The organism is Trichodesmium erythraeum IMS101 (assembly GCF_000014265.1).
Lineage (GTDB): Bacteria > Cyanobacteriota > Cyanobacteriia > Cyanobacteriales > Microcoleaceae > Trichodesmium > Trichodesmium erythraeum.
In genome coordinates, this window is the sequence record NC_008312.1 from 3363856 (window position 1) to 3381043 (window position 17188).

Here is a 17188-nt window from a genome sequence, read left to right on the forward strand (position 1 = left end):
AATATAAATCTCCATTCCTTCTTTTCTGCTGTTTTATAAAACTGATACAAAGGATCACATAACGTTATCAATTGATGTTTACTTCCTGCTTCTACTGAGGCTGTCGGTAGTTACTCATGCACACACATTCACGGTCGAGCTGACCCCATTTCTATTTTTTGTTTTTATGATGAAAATTGGCAAAACCCAGAAGAAACTTGCCCGCCAGCATTACATCAGGCTAAAATTGATTAAATAGCTTGACACAAAAGTAATTTTATGATAGCTATTCACAATATCTAGAGGCGCAATATAAAAAATATTAAGATGTAGAAAAATCAAAAGGAAATTTCTGAAAATCAAATTTAATTAGAGGTTGTGATAAGAGCAAAAATATAAATTTTACATTTGTTAAATTCTATTGTTAAATTCTATTATACTAAATCCGGCTTTTAAAACCACTTTATAATCTTCGTTTAATTCTCTTTAACTATAAAGTTAAAGTCTAAAATAACAGGTTTATAAAAACCGGATTTAATATTATTTGGGGGGTTTTTTTCCCTAGCAGAAATGATAATGATATAATTTGAATTAGTAAATTGACATTCAAGCAGTTGAGATATATCATGTGGGTTTTCCTAGATATTGATGGAGTATTAGTACCAGAGAAAAAGTTTGATAAACGAGTATTACAAAAAGACATAATCAAGTTCGATCCAGGTTGTTTAAATGAATTTGAAAATGTCTTGCGTCGTTATCCGAAGACTAAAATAGTTATATCCTCATCCTGGCGAGAAATGTATTCTCTGCAGAAAATTTCTAGCTTATTTTCACCGGATATTGGTATGCGTGTTATTGGAGTAACTCCATATTTACACCCGATAGTTATTGAAACAAATCAACATATTCGGCAGCAAGGAGTTTTGGAATATCTCAGACAAAAAAATGAGAAAAATCCACAGTGGGTAGCTATTGATGACATTGCTGAGTTCTATGAGCCAGGTAGTCCAGTTATTGTTACCGATGCTTATCATGGTTTTAATCATAATTCTGCCCAAATGCTCGATCGCTATCTTGCCTCGTTTTGTGAGAAAATAACATCAGGTAATACTATTGGACAATAGTTAAGGATGCAAACTAACCAAAAACTTATCTTGCCAAAAATAGGTTGTGGTACATGGGCATGGGGTAACCGACTCCTGTGGGGATATGACGAAAGTATGGATAATGAACTGCAGAATGTCTTTAGCCTCTGTGTTAGTAATGGGGTAACCTTATTTGATACGGGCGACTCCTATGGAACTGGTAGATTAAATGGACGTAGTGAAATGCTGTTGGGAAAATTTTCTCAAGGATATATGGGTGCATATCAGGATAATATTTGCATTGCCACAAAACTTGCAGCTTATCCTTGGAGGTGGAGAGCTAAAGCAATGATTTCGGCTTGTGCAGCATCTGCTCAACGTCTAGGTAAAAATGTTGATTTGGTACAGATGCATTGGTCTACTGCTAATTATTTTCCCTGGCAAGAATGGGGACTTTTGGATGGTTTAGCCGATCTGTATGAACAAGGAAAAGTTAAGGGAGTGGGGTTATCGAATTACGGACCGAAACAACTGAAAAAAGTTTATAAAAGGTTTAGCGATCGCGGGGTCCCAATTGCTACTTTACAGGTTCAATATTCTCTGTTATCAACCTACCCAGTGACAGAATTGGGAGTCAAAGAAGTATGTGATGAATTAGGTATTAAACTAATTGCATATAGCCCTTTAGCTTTGGGAATATTAACAGGAAAATATTCAGAAAAAGGTTCTTATCCTAAAGGAATTAGAGGTATTTTATTTAAGCAAATATTGCCAGGCATTCGCCCATTATTATTATGTTTAGAAGCTGTGGCAAAATCAAGAAATAAAACTATGTCACAAGTAGCAATTAACTGGTGTGTTTCTAAAGGTACAATTCCTATTCCAGGAGCCAAAAATCAAGTTCAAGCACAAGAAAATATTGGTGCTTTGGGTTGGGAGTTAGACTCTGGTGAAGTTGCAGAATTAGATAAGGCTGCTGCGAGTACAGGCAAGAAAATGGTGCAAAATATTTTTCAAACTCAGTAACTTCTTTCTGAAAATAATTAATAATAATAAAAATTATTTAGATGTATGTCTTTCCCCTATTCATCTCTAATATCCCGTGGCGTTTAAACTACATTTCTCTCTGCAAATTCGCTGTTCTTCAAGTTTTATAGTTCATGGGATGACAACCTAGTTGAAAGTAATAATAGACTGGGTCTTTTGGAGATTCTTTTGGGGATAATATCCAATTGGTAGCGATCGCTCGAAAGAATATAGCAATTGTTTCCAAAGTTATACAATTTAGATGATGGTGGTAAATTAGCACTAGGAATTTAGGGAGCTCATACCAATTCTCAAAAAGAAATCAAAGATGAGATTTTTTCTGAGCAGAAAATTATATAAAATTACATCCCCTCTTAAAAAATAGCTCCTGTTTCAATTCTTTCTGTTTTCTGCCTCCTACTTTCTAGTCGCCTATTTCTCTCACTCTTTATATAGGATTATTGCTATGGTAAGGTAAGAGTGATAAGATAGATATTTTAAGGGCTAAAACCCTACTGCAAACTATATACTTTTGGTTGAATTATTTGCTATTAAAAGTTTAAGTCTATTGCAATTACTAGTTTGCTTAAACTAGTCTAGGAGAGCCAAAAAAACTACTGATAATCTATTTATTTAGGTTTTGATAAATATACCCATAAATTGGGTTGAGTTAAACATAATTGATGAGAATAAAGAAATGATTAATGAGTATGTTGAGATAGCTAATTACTATGACAACGTATTGACAAGTGGATACTATGACTTTGATTCTCTTAGCAATACTTTGTACAATTTACTTGGTGCTAGAAGAAAGATTTTAGATATTGGCGTAGGAACTGGGTTACTTACTGAAAAAATGCTTTCTTTGGCAAACTATAAGATTGTTGGTGTTGATTTTTCTTCCCGAATGTTGGAAATTGCTAAGAAAAGATTGGCAATTTCAGATGTTAAGTTGATTTGTCAAGATATGACAGAGTTTGAAACTGAGGAAAAGTTTGAAGCTATAGTTTCTACGGGAGGTGTTATTGCTGCTGTGGAAGAAGAAGGAGAATATAGAATTTATAGTCATATAACTGATCCAGAACAAAATAAGCAGTTGCTGGCAAAGTTACACAGTCAGTTAGATGATGGTGGATTATTAGCACTAGCAATTCAGGGACCTCATAATAATTATAAAAAGGAAATTAAAGATGAGATTTTTTATGAGCAGAAAATCAAGAAAGAGGGAAGTTATGTGGATAAGTGGTATGTTTTTTCTCAAGCTAATGGAGAAGTTCTTAAGGAACAATTTTGCCGTTTTTATTTTTTTGATGGAAAACAAACTAACCAAACTTTAATTGATGCTGGATTTCAGCAAGGATATCAGATTATTGATGGTAAGTTTTTGGTTAGTTACAAATAGTCTGCTAATATCTATTTAAGATGTATATTAGAAAGTCATAATTTCAGTTATAATTTATCTGAATTATGATTTCTGTGAGATGGTATCAGTACTACTAAAAATGAGCGATCGCTTTTGGTTTTGATGGATATTTTTTATTGGTTGATTTTCATGATGATTGTCTTTTTTTCAGAGATTAATTAATCACAAAATCTGGGTATAGTTTGTTTTTTTTGATGGAGCTTGACTTTTTGCTTTACTATTACTCTTATTCGGAAATAAGTGGCTTTTTATTGTGGTAGATTTTAATTCTGATATTAGGGCTTGAATTTTGACATTTTCTGAAGCTCAAGATTTTTTTTCGGCGGCGACTTTTTTTTTGCTTTTGCTTGACTTTTGTTTCCCTTGACTGGTATTATTATCATAATGGAAGTGGTGACACATTTAAAAATTTTGCTTCTATTCCCATTATCTTAATTATAGCTGTCAAATGCAAGACTTGTCAACTACTTTTACCCTCTTTTTTCAGAAAAATTTTCGAGAATATATAAAGTTACAGAAAGACAAAATGATCTTCTATTTGCTCGAAAGAAATCTGCTGTAAATTTTAGATACTAATTAAATTTAAATCAATATCCAACTTACCTATCGAAGTCAATTTAGCATAGCGTCCGTGGAGAGTTTCGTCAAAATTATCTCCTACACTAGAAAAACTCAAACAAACTTGTAAAAAATCTGGGGGATAATAAACTAACTTCTCAGCCCATTCAATGGCGAGAATACCTAAAGGTACTTCTAAACCTTCCCAATAAATCTCTAAATTTAGGGCTTCTATCTCTGAACTTTCTAAACGATATAAATCAAAATGATAAAGAGGAATTCTGCCAGAAAAATATTCATTAATTAATGTGAATGTGGGGCTATCAATTGTTTCAGTTATTCCCAAACCTATCCCAAGACCTTGAACTAATGTGGTTTTACCAGTACCTAAATTTCCCTCCAATAAAATTACACCACCAGCAGGTAAAAATTTTCCTAAACTTTTACCAAGGTTATAAGTAGCTGCTGCATTTCCTAGTGACAAAAATACTTCTTGACTTTTCATTTAATTCTTAATTGGTAATTTCAGTTATTAGTTATTAGTTATTAGTGAAAAAAAAACAGGGTAAAGGGCAAAAGGGGGAAAGAGAAAAGGGTTAGAGAGTTATCCCGCCATCGCAGACAACACGAAAACCGATAAAGATGAAGTGGTCGTCGCGCCTAAGAGAGCCGCTGCGAAACGCAGAACGGCAATAACTAGGATAGGAGACCCAGGAACCGCCCCGTACTAAGGCCCCAATTTCGGTATAATATTTTTTATTACTAGCAACCCAAGGACTTCCATATGTAGGAGCATAATGATAACCATCACGGGAACAATTATCAGCACACCATTCCCATACATTTCCGTGCATATCATATAATCCAAAAGCATTTGGTGGAAATTGACCTACAGGAGTAGTTTGGTTTCTATATTCTCCTTTGGGCCCATTCCCGTAATAGTTGCCATTATAGTTAACTAACTCAGATGTTATAGTTTCTCCAAAGTAGAAAGGTGTAGTGGTTCCTGCACGGCAAGCATATTCCCACTCTGCTTCACTGGGTAGTCTATAATTCCTTCCTGTTAATTTCGATAGTCTTTCACAGAACTCTACTGCTTGGTACCAGTTTACCTTCTCAACTGGTCTCTCCCATCTATCTATATCTTGATATGGTTCCTTAAAGTATGATGGCTCTGGGTCTAGGTCTAAATTTACTTTCAAGTTTGTCTGAGAAGCGATCGCTCTCCACTGTCCTTGAGTAACCGGATATTTGCCCATAAAAAAGGGAGAGACAGTCACATCGTTTTGGGGGCGTTCATCATGATAGCTACCCTCTTCACTTTCAGGAGAACCCATGGTAAAGTTACCACCAGGAATAATTACCATTTCTAGTTCTAACTGTTGCGCAATAGTTTCCCTAAAGTATTGGGTAAGCTTAGTATCTTGCTTGATAATTTTTCCCCCTCCGTCAACTGTAGGTGTTGTATACTGAAAAACCTGAAAGTCTGAAGGAAAAGGAACCCATTCTCCCAAATTTTTGGGAGAAATAAACTTTTGTAGAATTTGCCTCTGCTGGTTATTCCGTTTGTTAAGTTCCCGACCGCGATCGCTCAAAAACTTCTGAAGTTGATTTATACTCAAACTCCCTTCACTCGACCGGAGTGCTTCGTGTAAAGCATAAGTAAAACTTCCCTGCTGAAGTTGCTCAACTTCATTAGCTTCTTTACTCAAGAAAACTATCAGTTCCTGCCCATCTTTAACAGAAAAAGAAAAACCGGAAAAGAAAGAAATTTCACCAGAGATATAGTTAGTATCTAAGAACAAAATTACTTTTCCTGCACCAGAAGAAAATAATTTTTCTACAAGAGAATTAACAGAAATAGCAGTTGTTCTGAAGTCATCCTTTTGACTATCTGCTGGGATGAGATAGTCTACATCTTCTATACACTCACCGTAGCCACTAAAGAAAAACCAAAAATTATCTTCTGCTGAGAGGAAAGGTTTCTCAAATTTCTCTGCCAAAAACCTCTTAAGTCTCACTGAAATTACTTCTGTAAATAAATCAACCTTGCTAAAGTTTTTCTGCTCAAACCAATTTTTTATTACCTCTGCATCTTTAACAGCATATCTTAGAGATGGTAGATAATTATATTGGTTAATGCCCATAGCGATCGCGTGATTATTTCTAACCTTAACTCCAGCAATAATTGAGTCATCTTGTTTATCCGCAACTACAGCCACATTCTCCAAACGCAACCTTTTGAGAGGTACGCCCCAACCATTAACCAAAGTTACTCTAATCTCTCCTTCCATCTCCTTTTGAGCAGCAGTTAATAAAAATTTTGCCGGGCCGTAAGTCCCCCCAAAGCGATGTAAAACCACTGCAGGTTCGCCGATAATTTGAATCTTAAATAATGGAGTAGTATCTCCTTGACAATAGGTATCTACCCGAAAATAAATAGGATATTCTTCCTCCTCATAATTCCATTTTTCAAAATCCTCAGTTTGTTTAATATCAATTTCCATCAAATAAGTTTTACCCACTTCTGCCGAATGGGGATAGTTAATTATAGGTTGAATTGATATAGGTAGTTGTTGAGTTTCATTCATATTTTTGGGCAAGTCAGAATTCAAAAATGATAATAATTATGTGAGAATAACTATGTATATTATTAGTAAAAGTCATTAAAAAAACAGATCACAAATAACAGATAATTAAAAAAGCTGATATTTAAATACCTTCTTTTTTCAAAAGCTCCAATTTAGCCATAGGGTTCCCATAATAAATATACATAAAGGTATAAATAAATAAATATTTATTCTCATCATTACCTTTCTGACGCTGATATTCATCAGCAGCTTTCCGTCGGAGATTTTTTAAAATTGTAGCGACAGAAAGATGGGGATATTTTTGACATTCTTGAAAGAAATTACGAGAAATTTTAGCTGCATATGTATCATAAACTTCACATAATGTTCCTATGACTCCCTCAGCTCCTTTTTCTAAGAAAAATGTAGAAAACCCTATGGGATATTCTTGTCCTATTGTAGGGTTAGTATCAATAATTTTTAAAGTATCATTTTGTTGTAAACGTCCAGAGTTACAAGCATTCATAAAAACAATTGAACCTTTTTTGAAAAAATTAAAATCATATTCATATAAATCATATACAGATATTTGTTGTGTCTCATCTTTTTCTCCTAGTTTACTTTGAGATAAATCCTTATCAAAAAAACCATGACTGGCGATAAAAACTAAACTAACCTCTGAATTAACTTGATCTAAATTAACTTTATCTAAATCATCAAAAAAATTTCGTACATTGTCATAAATAGTCGAATGAAAAACTTCTATAATCTCCTTTTCTTGCTCAACTTCGGGTAAATCTTTAGTATTTAGATAAGCTACTATTTTACCGCAACATTTTTTTTCTGTAACTTCTAAATTAATGAAGCCATTAACGTTATCTAAATCTTCTGGATTTGTAATATCTTGCCATCTGACTGTAACGAGAGAAGCTCCTAAATAATCATTATTTTTCAATTCCAACATTTCCCAAGGAATTTCAAAAGTTGTACGGTCATTAATAATTAAATAAGAGAAATTATGTTGTCTTTCTTGTAATTTTTCTTGTAATTTCAGTAGCCATCCCCTAATTTTTTTAGCCTGAGAATTTTTCTGAGAAAACATCCGCATTATACCGGGAGTTTCTTCTAGATTTAGATTGATAATGTTATCAAAAGATATTCTTGGAGCTGGAGTAGGGTCAGTATGTAATTGTTCGCCTATTTTTAACGAGCCGTGACGGCAGCGAATAATTATATTATCATTATTATTATTAGGAGATTCTACTTCTAAAAAAGCAAATTTCCAATCAAATTTTCCATCTAATTTAATGCCAAAACTCTCAGAAAGTGAGCTTTTATTATTATCAGTCAACCCTTCAATTTTTTCCAGCTCTAATTCTTGATCATTGAGTAATTTATCCGGAGATTCTCCTTGGGCAAATAATCTACTTGGATAAGGACTTTGTTGATTTTTTAGCTTTTGAATTGGATTCATTAAACTAATAACTAATAACTAATAACTAATAACTAATAACTATAGCAACTTCCACAGTATTTTGAGTATATCAAACTTGCTGAGGTACAACTAGTAATATACACCTAATCTTGGTGAGGCACACCTATCCCGGGCAAGATGCCGGCACTAGAAACATTTAATTTTTAATATTTGTACTTTGTATACTTGGAATTTGCTGCAAAATTTAACCTTTGACTTAATTTTGACTTTCTTCTAGCCTTTTACTTTTTAGTTTTGATTTTTAAATTAATTGTGACTTGTAATTTCCCAATTTTCCACAGGTGGAATAGACAAAATTTTTGCTCCTAATGCTTTCGCTAATAGTAATGGTAAATCAGGATATTGTTTAGATTGAGGATTAAGAAATATAGTTTCTAAATTACCTAAATTACTAATTTTTCGAGCAACTTCCAAAGCATCTTCTACCCCTTTTTTCCCCACAGGAGGCTTAATTTTTCCTACATGACTTGCTTCCAAAGGAACATTACCTCTACCATCACTAACTACCACTAATACCGCTTTTTGTACAGTATTTTTCCCATGTTGTAAAGCATGACGAAGAGTTTTCAAAGCCAAGTCAAAGCCATGTGCCAAAGGTGTAGCTTTACCTTTTTTAGTCTTTTCCAAGTCTAGTCCCATGGCAATTGTAGGTACCAGAATATTTTGACCAGATATTTTTTTAGCCCGTAATTCTACAGGATTAATTGTAACATTTGACTGGTTATTATCTAATACGATAGAGTTCGGAGCAATACCAACTTGAATTAAACCAACACTTGCTCTTTGGCTGTAAGCCCAACTAAGATAGGGCAATAATTTTTCTTCCCATTGACAATATTCTAAACAAGTATAATCTAGTAAAAGCATGAACATCTGTTCCGCAACGGAAGCGCGACGATAACGATATAAATCAGAGGGCAATATTTTCAATTTATGATAATTATTACCCTGTTTTTTCTGACGAATTTTCTGAAATTTAGCTGCTTCTAATAGACTCCTAACTATAGCTAAATCATTAGCGTTAGTAGTTTTTTCTAGCCCAAGAATTGTGCCACAATGAATAGTTTTAGATTGAGAAATACGGGTAGGTAATTTAAGGGAATCTATTTCTCTTTCTAATGAAGTAGTATCTTCTATATAAGGATTTTCTAAAAGTGTAATTTCTGGCAAATCAGTATCTGGAAAATAATTAGATACCTGTGATTGATAAACAGGAATTTCTGGTGGATTATTTGATAAAGATTCGTCTTTAATTTCTGATAATTCGGGTGATCTTCGTGGTTCAAAATCATTATCTTCTGTCTCTGGTTGTGGATTGAAACTCTTAAAATCAATAGAATTATTAATATTATTTCTTTCTAACTTCAATCCCATAATTTTAGCTACTTTATCCACATGCTTAACTGTGACTGAATCTGCTGCTTCTAATTGAGCATAGGTACTTGCAAAACGAGCCAAAGCAATTTCTCGCCGATGATAAATATTTGACTCATAATTATAATTTAAAATTGTCTCCAAAGCTGATGGTGTCATACTTGGTAAAGAGGAACGAATTTGTCTCAACCATTCCTGTAATTCTGGTTCAATTTTCCTTTCTTCAAACAATAATTTTTGTGGTTTTTCCGGACTATTTAATAACTTTTGAATCTGAGTTACTCTCTTATCATTATTCTCAATTTGTTGTATATTGAGACGCAGGGCAAACCTATCTAATAAATGAGGTGAAATCTTACCAATTTCCTCATTCTGACTCGAACAACCAACTAACCAACAAAAATTAGGTTGCCAATATTTATGTTGTCCGTGACGCTCTAAATGTGCGACATCTGCTCCCATCAATACAACACAAGCCCTCATAGCTGCTAAACTTAATTTAGTCAGATCTGGAATAATTACTAACTTAATTTCATTCGTATTATCTGCACTACTAAATAATCCAAATTGCCAATTAAAAGCTTGTTTTTCCAACTCATCCCCTAGCCCAACTTGCCCCCATAAATTATCCTCTGATTCAAAAGTTCCCAACTTCAACGGAACAACTTTTTCACATTCTGTTGTTACTTTAAGTAGAGACACTAAAATACCAGCAACTTGCTGCAAATTATTAATAGAAATATCAAACAGCAAAATACTGCGTAACTTGGAATTAAGCGCTACACAACAAAGAGATTTCATTAAAGAGCTTTGAATATTTACCATAATTATGGAATAGTAATTCTGTGATTAATTACCGGCTTTTTCTGTGACTTTTTGCCAAGGATATAATTAGGGTTTGCTAACTAAATGAGGACTTACCCACGGGCACTACACGAGAGCAAAGGCGAATGCCAGAAAGTCTCTACATATAGTATTTTCAAGGTGAATTGGTGTAAGTCTTGTCAATATAATTTCCCGTTGCTCTGTAGGAATGTTGCATGCAACCTCCCTACTTCTCATCCTGGGAGATAAGATGTTAGCAGTGGGTCTACTCCCAGGAGTGGTTAGGAGTGCTTCCACCAGTTCCCCTACCTAGAAGGAAAAAGCCTTATGCCCTAACATATATCGCGGTTCTGGGCAAGTTATGTTAATATATTCTTTACCTTATTCTCATCTTCATCAGTCCAAGGAGGTTGGGTACTTTGGAGAAATTCAGGGCGACGGTGTTGCAAAACTAATTGAGCGACTGCTTGAATATGCTCAATATTTACCTGTTGAAAACCATGCAAAGCAGCATAGGCACGGGAAGCTAGGGCAATTACATAATCTGCTCTGTTTCCTTCTGCCTGAAAAGCCGCCGTCAACTCTACACAATATTCGATCGTATCCTTTGGTATTTTTATCTGACGAACATTATTTTTTGCATCCTCTAACTTTTGTTTGTATGCTTGATCCTTTTCCCTAGCTTTATCAATATATTCAGAAGATGTACCTTGAGAAAAGTCGAACATTGCCTGATCCCATTCCATAACTGTTTGTAAAATTTTCATCCGTTCTTGGCGGTCAGTTTGTGCCTTGATATCCACCATCAAGCCAAACCTATCTAATAACTGAGGACGCAAACCCCCCTCCTCAGGGTTCATGGTACTTACCAAAGTAAACGATACTGCCTCTTCCATTCGTTTTCCTTCTCGCTGCACCACTAAAACTCCCGTAGAAGTAACATCAAGAATAATATTGACAATATGATCGTCAAGTAAATTCACTTCATCAATATAAAGTAACTTATCATTAGCTTCTTTGAGCAAACCATCTTGCCATTTTGCTTCACTCTCCATTAACTGACTAATTTCCCAACCTCCCATCACCCTGTCTTCTGTAGCATTTATTGGTAAAGTTACAGGTAATTTTTGTCCATCATTACCGAAAACGCTCTCACTGCAGTTGACTTACCTGTTCCTCGCTATCCGCTTAACAAAACTCCCCCAATACGAGGAACAATATAAGCTAATTCTAATGTAAGTTTTAACTTTTCCTGACCAACAAGCAAAGTGTAAGGTAATATTTTTTTTTGCTATGGGATGTTCCATCGTCAAAAATTAAGGTAGTTAGAAACCAGCCAGTTTTAAGGGCTGGATGAAAACAACAGATATAGCTTAATGGAAAAACTAAGTCAAAAGAAAAAAAGAGTGAACTTTCTTAATTTTTAAACATGATACCTAATACCTAACACCTGAAACCTAAAACCTAAAACCTAACATCCTATATATAAATATTACTCTTTTAATTTCCATTTCATGGTAACTTCCATTTGCGCTTCTGCACCTGCTTTTGCCAACATTGGTACACCTGCCTCAGAATCTAAAGTAATTGACAATTTCATTTCAAATTCATTAGGTTTAATATCATCGCTCATTTGGTTGACACTTTCTATGACTTTAGCAGCACAATTACGAGTTAAAGCCAAACCATCCCCAAATAAATCCTTTGCTGCCGCAATAACTTCTTTTCCCGAATTACCTCGAGACAAAGGCTTAGGATTATTTTGAACTTTAAAATCATCATTAACCTGAATATTGATTTCAATTTTTTCATTGCCAAGTTGGCTAATGGTTTTAACAATTGCCACAAATCATATCCTCCAAAAATTAACATTATAACTGACCCACCTCCACAGCTCCCCTTTTACGGATGGGATGGGGACTAGTAACCGGTGGCTATAATCTCTGATAGTCTCTAATAATCTCTAAATAATCTCCAGTTATTGATAATTTATCCTAACTTCCACTATACCACTGAAATAAAACCTGAGCCAACATCGTAGAATCATGGCGAACAAAACCATTTTGTTCGTCCTCATACATAACATTAGTTAAAAGAATTTTCCGCCCCAAATTGTTAACTGCTTCTCGGTCAAGAAAAACCGGATGAGAATTTTCTTGAGCATACTTAATTAATGCTTGTGCCGAAGGACTTTTTCCCTGTACTAAAACAGTATCAAATAATCTTTGACCACAAGCAACATCAATAGCACAAATATGGTCAGCCACACTATATCCAGTAGTTTCTCCAGGCTGAGTCATAATATTACAAACATAAATACTAGGAATATTTCTACAAGCGATCGCCTCAGCAATTTCAGGTACTAATAAATTAGGAATAACGCTAGTATATAAACTACCAGGACCAATAATAATATAGTCAGCTTCTTCTATAGCTTGCAAAACCTTAGGCAAAGCCGGAGGATGTTCAGGAGTACAGCCAATTTTAACAATTTTGCCCCCTGCTTCAGTAATATTAGACTCCCCCTCAATGTGTCGTCCATCAGCTAACTCTGCCCACAAATACACATCAGTAAGAGTAGCAGGCAAAACCTGACCTTGGACAGCTAAAACCTTTGAACTAGCAGCAACAGCCCGTTCCAAATCTCCTGTCACCTCACTCATAGCTGTCAGAAACAAGTTGCCAAAACTATGCCCTACCAAACCATCACCAGCCTTGAAGCGATACTGAAATAATTCAGTTAATAACTTTTCCTCGTTAGCTAAAGCCGCCAAACAATTCCGAATATCTCCTGGTGGGAGTACCCCTATTTCTCGGCGCAACCTACCAGAAGAGCCACCATCATCAGCCACCGTAACAATAGCAGTAATATTTGCACTATAACTCTTGAGACCCCTTAATAAGTTGGAAAGACCAGTACCCCCACCAATAGCGACAATTTTGGGACCTTTATTTAATCGCCGATGAGTGAGTAACCGGTCTACAAGTTGTTCATCTCCTTCTGGCATTAACGCTTGGGTAATAGTTTTTAAGCTGCGGTTTTGGCCTAGAAAGATTAATAGTAAGCCAACAACAATAATTATTGGGCCAGAAATGTACTTAGGGACTATTGTTGTTACCCACCCTAAAAATTCCCTAATTGTTTGTAGGATGTAAAAAATAGGAGTCATTCCCGTCCATATTGCCAGCCCTAAACTAGTTAGTAGTACACCAGCAGCACTTAAAAGTAACCACCGTTTGACAAATAATCCTGGGGCGAGCCATTTGAACCATTGACTAACTATTTGATAGTTACTTTTTTGAGGTTTTGTAATAGGGAAGTTTTTCTTCAGAAAGATACGTAGAGTTTTCTTAAATAAACTAGTTGACATAATAATTTTTATAAAAATATTTTTTACATAAAAAGAATTCTGGCATTATTATGACTCTTCAGGACCAACTTTGTTTTAGATGAAATCTAGCAAACTCAAAATATTTATAGGGAATAGAAAATATAAGGATGTTTTCAAGTATTTGCCTAGTCATTTATAATATAGTGGGAAAAAAGTCAATTTCTAATCTATGAACAATGAACCTTTAATTCAACTCAAGGGAGTTAGTAAGTCATTCGGGCAAAACGTTGTGTTAGATGAAACAGACTTAACTATTTATCGTGGAGAGGCATTAGCTATTATTGGTCCATCAGGAACTGGTAAGTCTACAGTTCTGAGAATTATTGCTGGTTTATTAACTCCTGATGCTGGGGAAGTTTATGTGCAGGGAAAGAAACGGGTTAGATGGATAGATGATTTAAAAGATCCAATAACTATTGGTATGGTGTTTCAGAATGCAGCTTTGTTTGATTCTTTGACAGTAGAAGAAAATGTGGGTTTTCTTTTGTATCAACATTCTAAGTTGTTACGTCCCCAGATTCAGGAATTGGTCAACCAGAAGTTGGAAATGGTGGGTTTGGGTAATATTGGCGATCGCTATCCGGCGGAGTTATCTGGTGGGATGCGTAAACGTGTTAGTTTTGCTAGAGCAATTATTACTAATCCAGAAAATCCCCATCATGATCCAGATGTATTATTATATGATGAACCTACCGCTGGCCTAGACCCTATCGCTTCTACTGTGATTGAGGATATAGTTCGTCATATACAATATGTAGATGGTGGCTGTAATACTTATGTGATGGTGACTCATCAGCATAGTACTATTCGTCGTACAGCGGACAGAATTGTATTTCTTTACCAGGGTAAGGTGCAGTGGGAAGGTACTGCAGATGAAATTGATACTGTGGATAATGCTTTGGTCAAACAATTTTTTACGGGTAGTGTAAATGGTCCAATTCAGGTGGTGGGTTAATTAAGTTATTTCAGTTATCGGTTCTCGGTATCTCTGAGACTCAGCATCCAGGTTGAAATACATAAGGCGAATATTTTTTTTTAACATTGAAATAGTAGGTTATTAACCTGATTTTTTTGCTCAGAAGTTAGGAAACCAAAAATTGTTTTAGTTATTAGTTATTAGTTATTAGTACTGAGTAGCCCTCAGCATCTAGATTGAAATACACAAGAGGAATATTTGTGTCCAAACCTTGAAAGGGCAGCTATTATCAGAATTTTTTGGTAAATTGAACTCAGAAGTCAGAAGTTGTTTTGGTCACAGGGATAACTAAGTCATCAGCTAAACATCAAAATTTTCACCTTGACACGAATAGAAAATAAAGATGGATATTATACCATAAGTTGATTGATTATCAAGTAAAATTTTTAGGTTTCAATACAATAAAAGTTGGTTGGGGAAATTATGCGATCGCGAACAACTAGAGAAGGTTCAGTAGGTTTATTAACTTTATTCGGACTGGGTTTGTTTGGTGCTTTAATGCTTTGGCTCAAAGGAGTAGAATTAGGCAAACGTAGTTATAAATTCATAGTTGAATTTGAAAGTGCATCTGGTATTGAGTTAGGTACATCAGTTAGATATCGAGGTATTGATGTTGGGCAAGTAGTAAAAATCAAACCAGGGTCAAATGGAGTAGATATTACCCTAGAAATTCAGCCAGAAGATTTAATTATTCCTCGTGATGTATACATTCAAGGCAATATATCTTCATTTATTGGAACTGCGCAAATAGATATTATTCCAAGAAATAGAATACCAGAATCAGAAATTTCTGCTACTGCCTTATCATCTAATTGCCCTGAAATAATTATCTGTAATAATGACCGTTTACAAGGAGAGGCCGGAGTAGAAATGCAACAATTATTAAGGGCAGGAATACGTTTAATTGACCTCTATAGTGACCCAGAGTTATTTAATAATGTGAAGATAATTGCTGAAAATACAGCTAATGCATCTGCTGAAGCTTCTAAGTTAGCGAAACAACTCTCTGATTTATCAGAAACTATTAAAAAAGAAATGAAAGGTTTAAGTCAATATCTAAGAGAAGATATTGATAATATAACAGGAATTATCCGCACAGAAGTGGGTAGTTTAACTCAAACATTAGAAGGAGAAATTGGAGGCTTAACTCAAACATTAGAAGGAGAAATTAGTGGTTTAACTAATACAGTAGAGAAAGACTTAGATAGTTTGACTAAAACCTTAGAAAAAGAAGTGAATGATATTTCTAATCAAGTAACTACTGTGACTGAAACCATGAAAGAATCTACAAAAAAAGTTTCTTCTGCCGCAGTCGCTTCAGCAAATTCTGTAGAAGAAGTAGCTAATCAATTTAGTTTAACAGTTGAGCAGATTAATGAAATTGTTAATACAAATCGTTCGACTCTAGTTGCAACTTTAAATAATATCGAAAAAACAACTGAAGAATTAGTAGGACTAGTGGCAAGTTTAAGTCCGATGATTGGTGAGTTAGAAAGAGGAGAATTTATTAGTAATTTAGAGATATTATCAGAAAATGCAGTAGAAACTTCTGCGAATTTACGAGATATTTCTACTGATTTAAACAGCCCAACAAACATAATTATGTTGCAACAAACATTAGATTCAGCTAGAGCAACATTTGAAAATGTGCAGAAAATGTCATCAGATTTAGATGATATAACAGGGGATGAAAGATTTAGGAAAAGCCTCAAAAAAATTATTAATGGATTAGGTGATTTATTCTCTTCAACAAAGCAGTTAGAGAAGCAAACTCAGACGGCAAAAAATATTGAAAGTTTGTTGAAAGAGAGTAGCAGTTCAGAGATTAGTAAATTTACCAAAAGTTATGAGTAGCTTTGAGGTTTTAGATGTGAATTTTTAGGTGGGGATAGAATGGAAATATTACTGTTTTTATTAACATAGTATTTCTATGCCGGAATGCTCCACAAATAGCTATCAGCTATCAGCTATTAGCTATTAGTTCTAGTCAAAACTATTGGTTGTAAAAGATTTCAATTTTATCAATGTCAAATGTACTTTTTTATAGTTTTATACTTTTTATCCTAGGAAAATAAAAGTGGAGGCGATCGCTTTATGACTCATAGTAAGGTCAATGAAGCAGAGGCTAAGACTAAAAAATTGCTAGAAAGGTAAAGGTTGCGATCGCTAGGCATTAACCCAGAAAAAATTGTTTGAGTTTTATTCCTCAAATAAGGAAGTTTTTATTCTTTGACATCCTCTAGTGGCTGTTAGTTCTGAGGGGGGTTATACCAAACCAAAGCTCCTACATGGGTTGAGTCTTTTGCACTTAGCACGCGCTTCGAGCTCTACAGGCTGCTATACCTCCTCTGGGGGCAAGTTTTCCTTGTCTCCGTGTCTGTTTTTTTGTCTTGGACTGCCCACCTGCGACTAATTAATTGATAGAATAACAATATATGTATTCAAAAAAACAACTAAAAAGTCTCCTATTTATGCATCAAACTTT

Annotated in this window: 13 protein-coding genes and 1 pseudogene; 5 read left to right on the forward strand and 9 right to left on the reverse strand. The window is 34.7% G+C overall.

What is annotated here, in order from left to right:
* Nucleotides 1–605: 605 nt before the first annotated feature.
* Both TERY_RS10225 and TERY_RS10230 read left to right on the forward strand, forming a co-directional pair.
* Complete coding sequence (locus TERY_RS10225) at nt 606–1103, forward strand: HAD domain-containing protein (RefSeq protein ID WP_011611758.1); 498 nt, start codon at nt 606–608, stop codon at nt 1101–1103.
* Between the two features lie 6 nt (nt 1104–1109).
* Complete coding sequence (locus tag TERY_RS10230; RefSeq protein WP_011611759.1) at nt 1110–2090, forward strand: aldo/keto reductase; 981 nt, start codon at nt 1110–1112, stop codon at nt 2088–2090.
* Between the two features lie 118 nt (nt 2091–2208).
* Here the strand turns inward: TERY_RS10230 and TERY_RS36740 are convergent, their stop codons facing one another.
* Nucleotides 2209–2337, reverse strand: a complete 129-nt coding sequence (locus tag TERY_RS36740) for a hypothetical protein (RefSeq protein ID WP_370497000.1) — start codon at nt 2335–2337, stop codon at nt 2209–2211.
* 393 nt (nt 2338–2730) lie between these two features.
* On the opposite strand from TERY_RS36740, the gene TERY_RS10235 reads away from it, so the two are divergent.
* A complete protein-coding gene (locus tag TERY_RS10235) occupies nt 2731–3492 on the forward strand; it encodes a class I SAM-dependent methyltransferase (RefSeq protein ID WP_370497001.1) in 762 nt (253 codons plus the stop codon).
* Between the two features lie 586 nt (nt 3493–4078).
* Here TERY_RS10235 and TERY_RS10240 read toward each other — a convergent pair.
* The 8 genes and pseudogenes from TERY_RS10240 to yvcK form a co-directional block, all read right to left on the reverse strand.
* Nucleotides 4079–4576 carry a bifunctional alanine racemase/tRNA (adenosine(37)-N6)-threonylcarbamoyltransferase complex ATPase subunit type 1 TsaE gene (locus TERY_RS10240; RefSeq protein ID WP_011611761.1) on the reverse strand — a complete coding sequence of 166 codons (498 nt, stop codon included), beginning with the start codon at nt 4574–4576 and terminating at the stop codon, nt 4079–4081.
* A gap of 91 nt (nt 4577–4667) precedes the next feature.
* Complete coding sequence (locus TERY_RS26285) at nt 4668–6662, reverse strand: SUMF1/EgtB/PvdO family nonheme iron enzyme (RefSeq protein WP_011611762.1); 1995 nt, start codon at nt 6660–6662, stop codon at nt 4668–4670.
* A gap of 121 nt (nt 6663–6783) precedes the next feature.
* The gene (locus TERY_RS10250; RefSeq protein ID WP_011611763.1) at nt 6784–8115 is read right to left on the reverse strand and encodes a CHAT domain-containing protein; all 1332 of its coding nucleotides are present in this window, start codon (nt 8113–8115) and stop codon (nt 6784–6786) included.
* 267 nt (nt 8116–8382) lie between these two features.
* Complete coding sequence (locus tag TERY_RS10255) at nt 8383–10335, reverse strand: Mg-chelatase subunit ChlI-like (RefSeq protein WP_011611764.1); 1953 nt, start codon at nt 10333–10335, stop codon at nt 8383–8385.
* Between the two features lie 359 nt (nt 10336–10694).
* On the reverse strand, nt 10695–11141 hold the full coding sequence (locus TERY_RS36745) for a hypothetical protein (protein WP_370497197.1): 447 nt from the start codon (nt 11139–11141) through the stop codon (nt 10695–10697).
* 18 nt (nt 11142–11159) lie between these two features.
* Nucleotides 11160–11444: pseudogene (locus TERY_RS36750) on the reverse strand (AAA family ATPase); the annotation flags it as partial.
* A gap of 383 nt (nt 11445–11827) precedes the next feature.
* Nucleotides 11828–12181 carry a CU044_2847 family protein gene (locus TERY_RS10265; RefSeq protein WP_011611765.1) on the reverse strand — a complete coding sequence of 118 codons (354 nt, stop codon included), beginning with the start codon at nt 12179–12181 and terminating at the stop codon, nt 11828–11830.
* Between the two features lie 148 nt (nt 12182–12329).
* The gene (gene yvcK, locus TERY_RS10270) at nt 12330–13706 is read right to left on the reverse strand and encodes a uridine diphosphate-N-acetylglucosamine-binding protein YvcK (RefSeq protein WP_011611766.1); all 1377 of its coding nucleotides are present in this window, start codon (nt 13704–13706) and stop codon (nt 12330–12332) included.
* Between the two features lie 190 nt (nt 13707–13896).
* On the opposite strand from yvcK, the gene TERY_RS10275 reads away from it, so the two are divergent.
* A complete protein-coding gene (locus tag TERY_RS10275; RefSeq protein ID WP_011611767.1) occupies nt 13897–14682 on the forward strand; it encodes an ATP-binding cassette domain-containing protein in 786 nt (261 codons plus the stop codon).
* A 429-nt stretch (nt 14683–15111) separates the two neighbouring features.
* On the forward strand, nt 15112–16557 hold the full coding sequence (locus TERY_RS10280; protein ID WP_155994388.1) for an MlaD family protein: 1446 nt from the start codon (nt 15112–15114) through the stop codon (nt 16555–16557).
* The last annotated feature ends 631 nt before the right edge of the window (nt 16558–17188 follow it).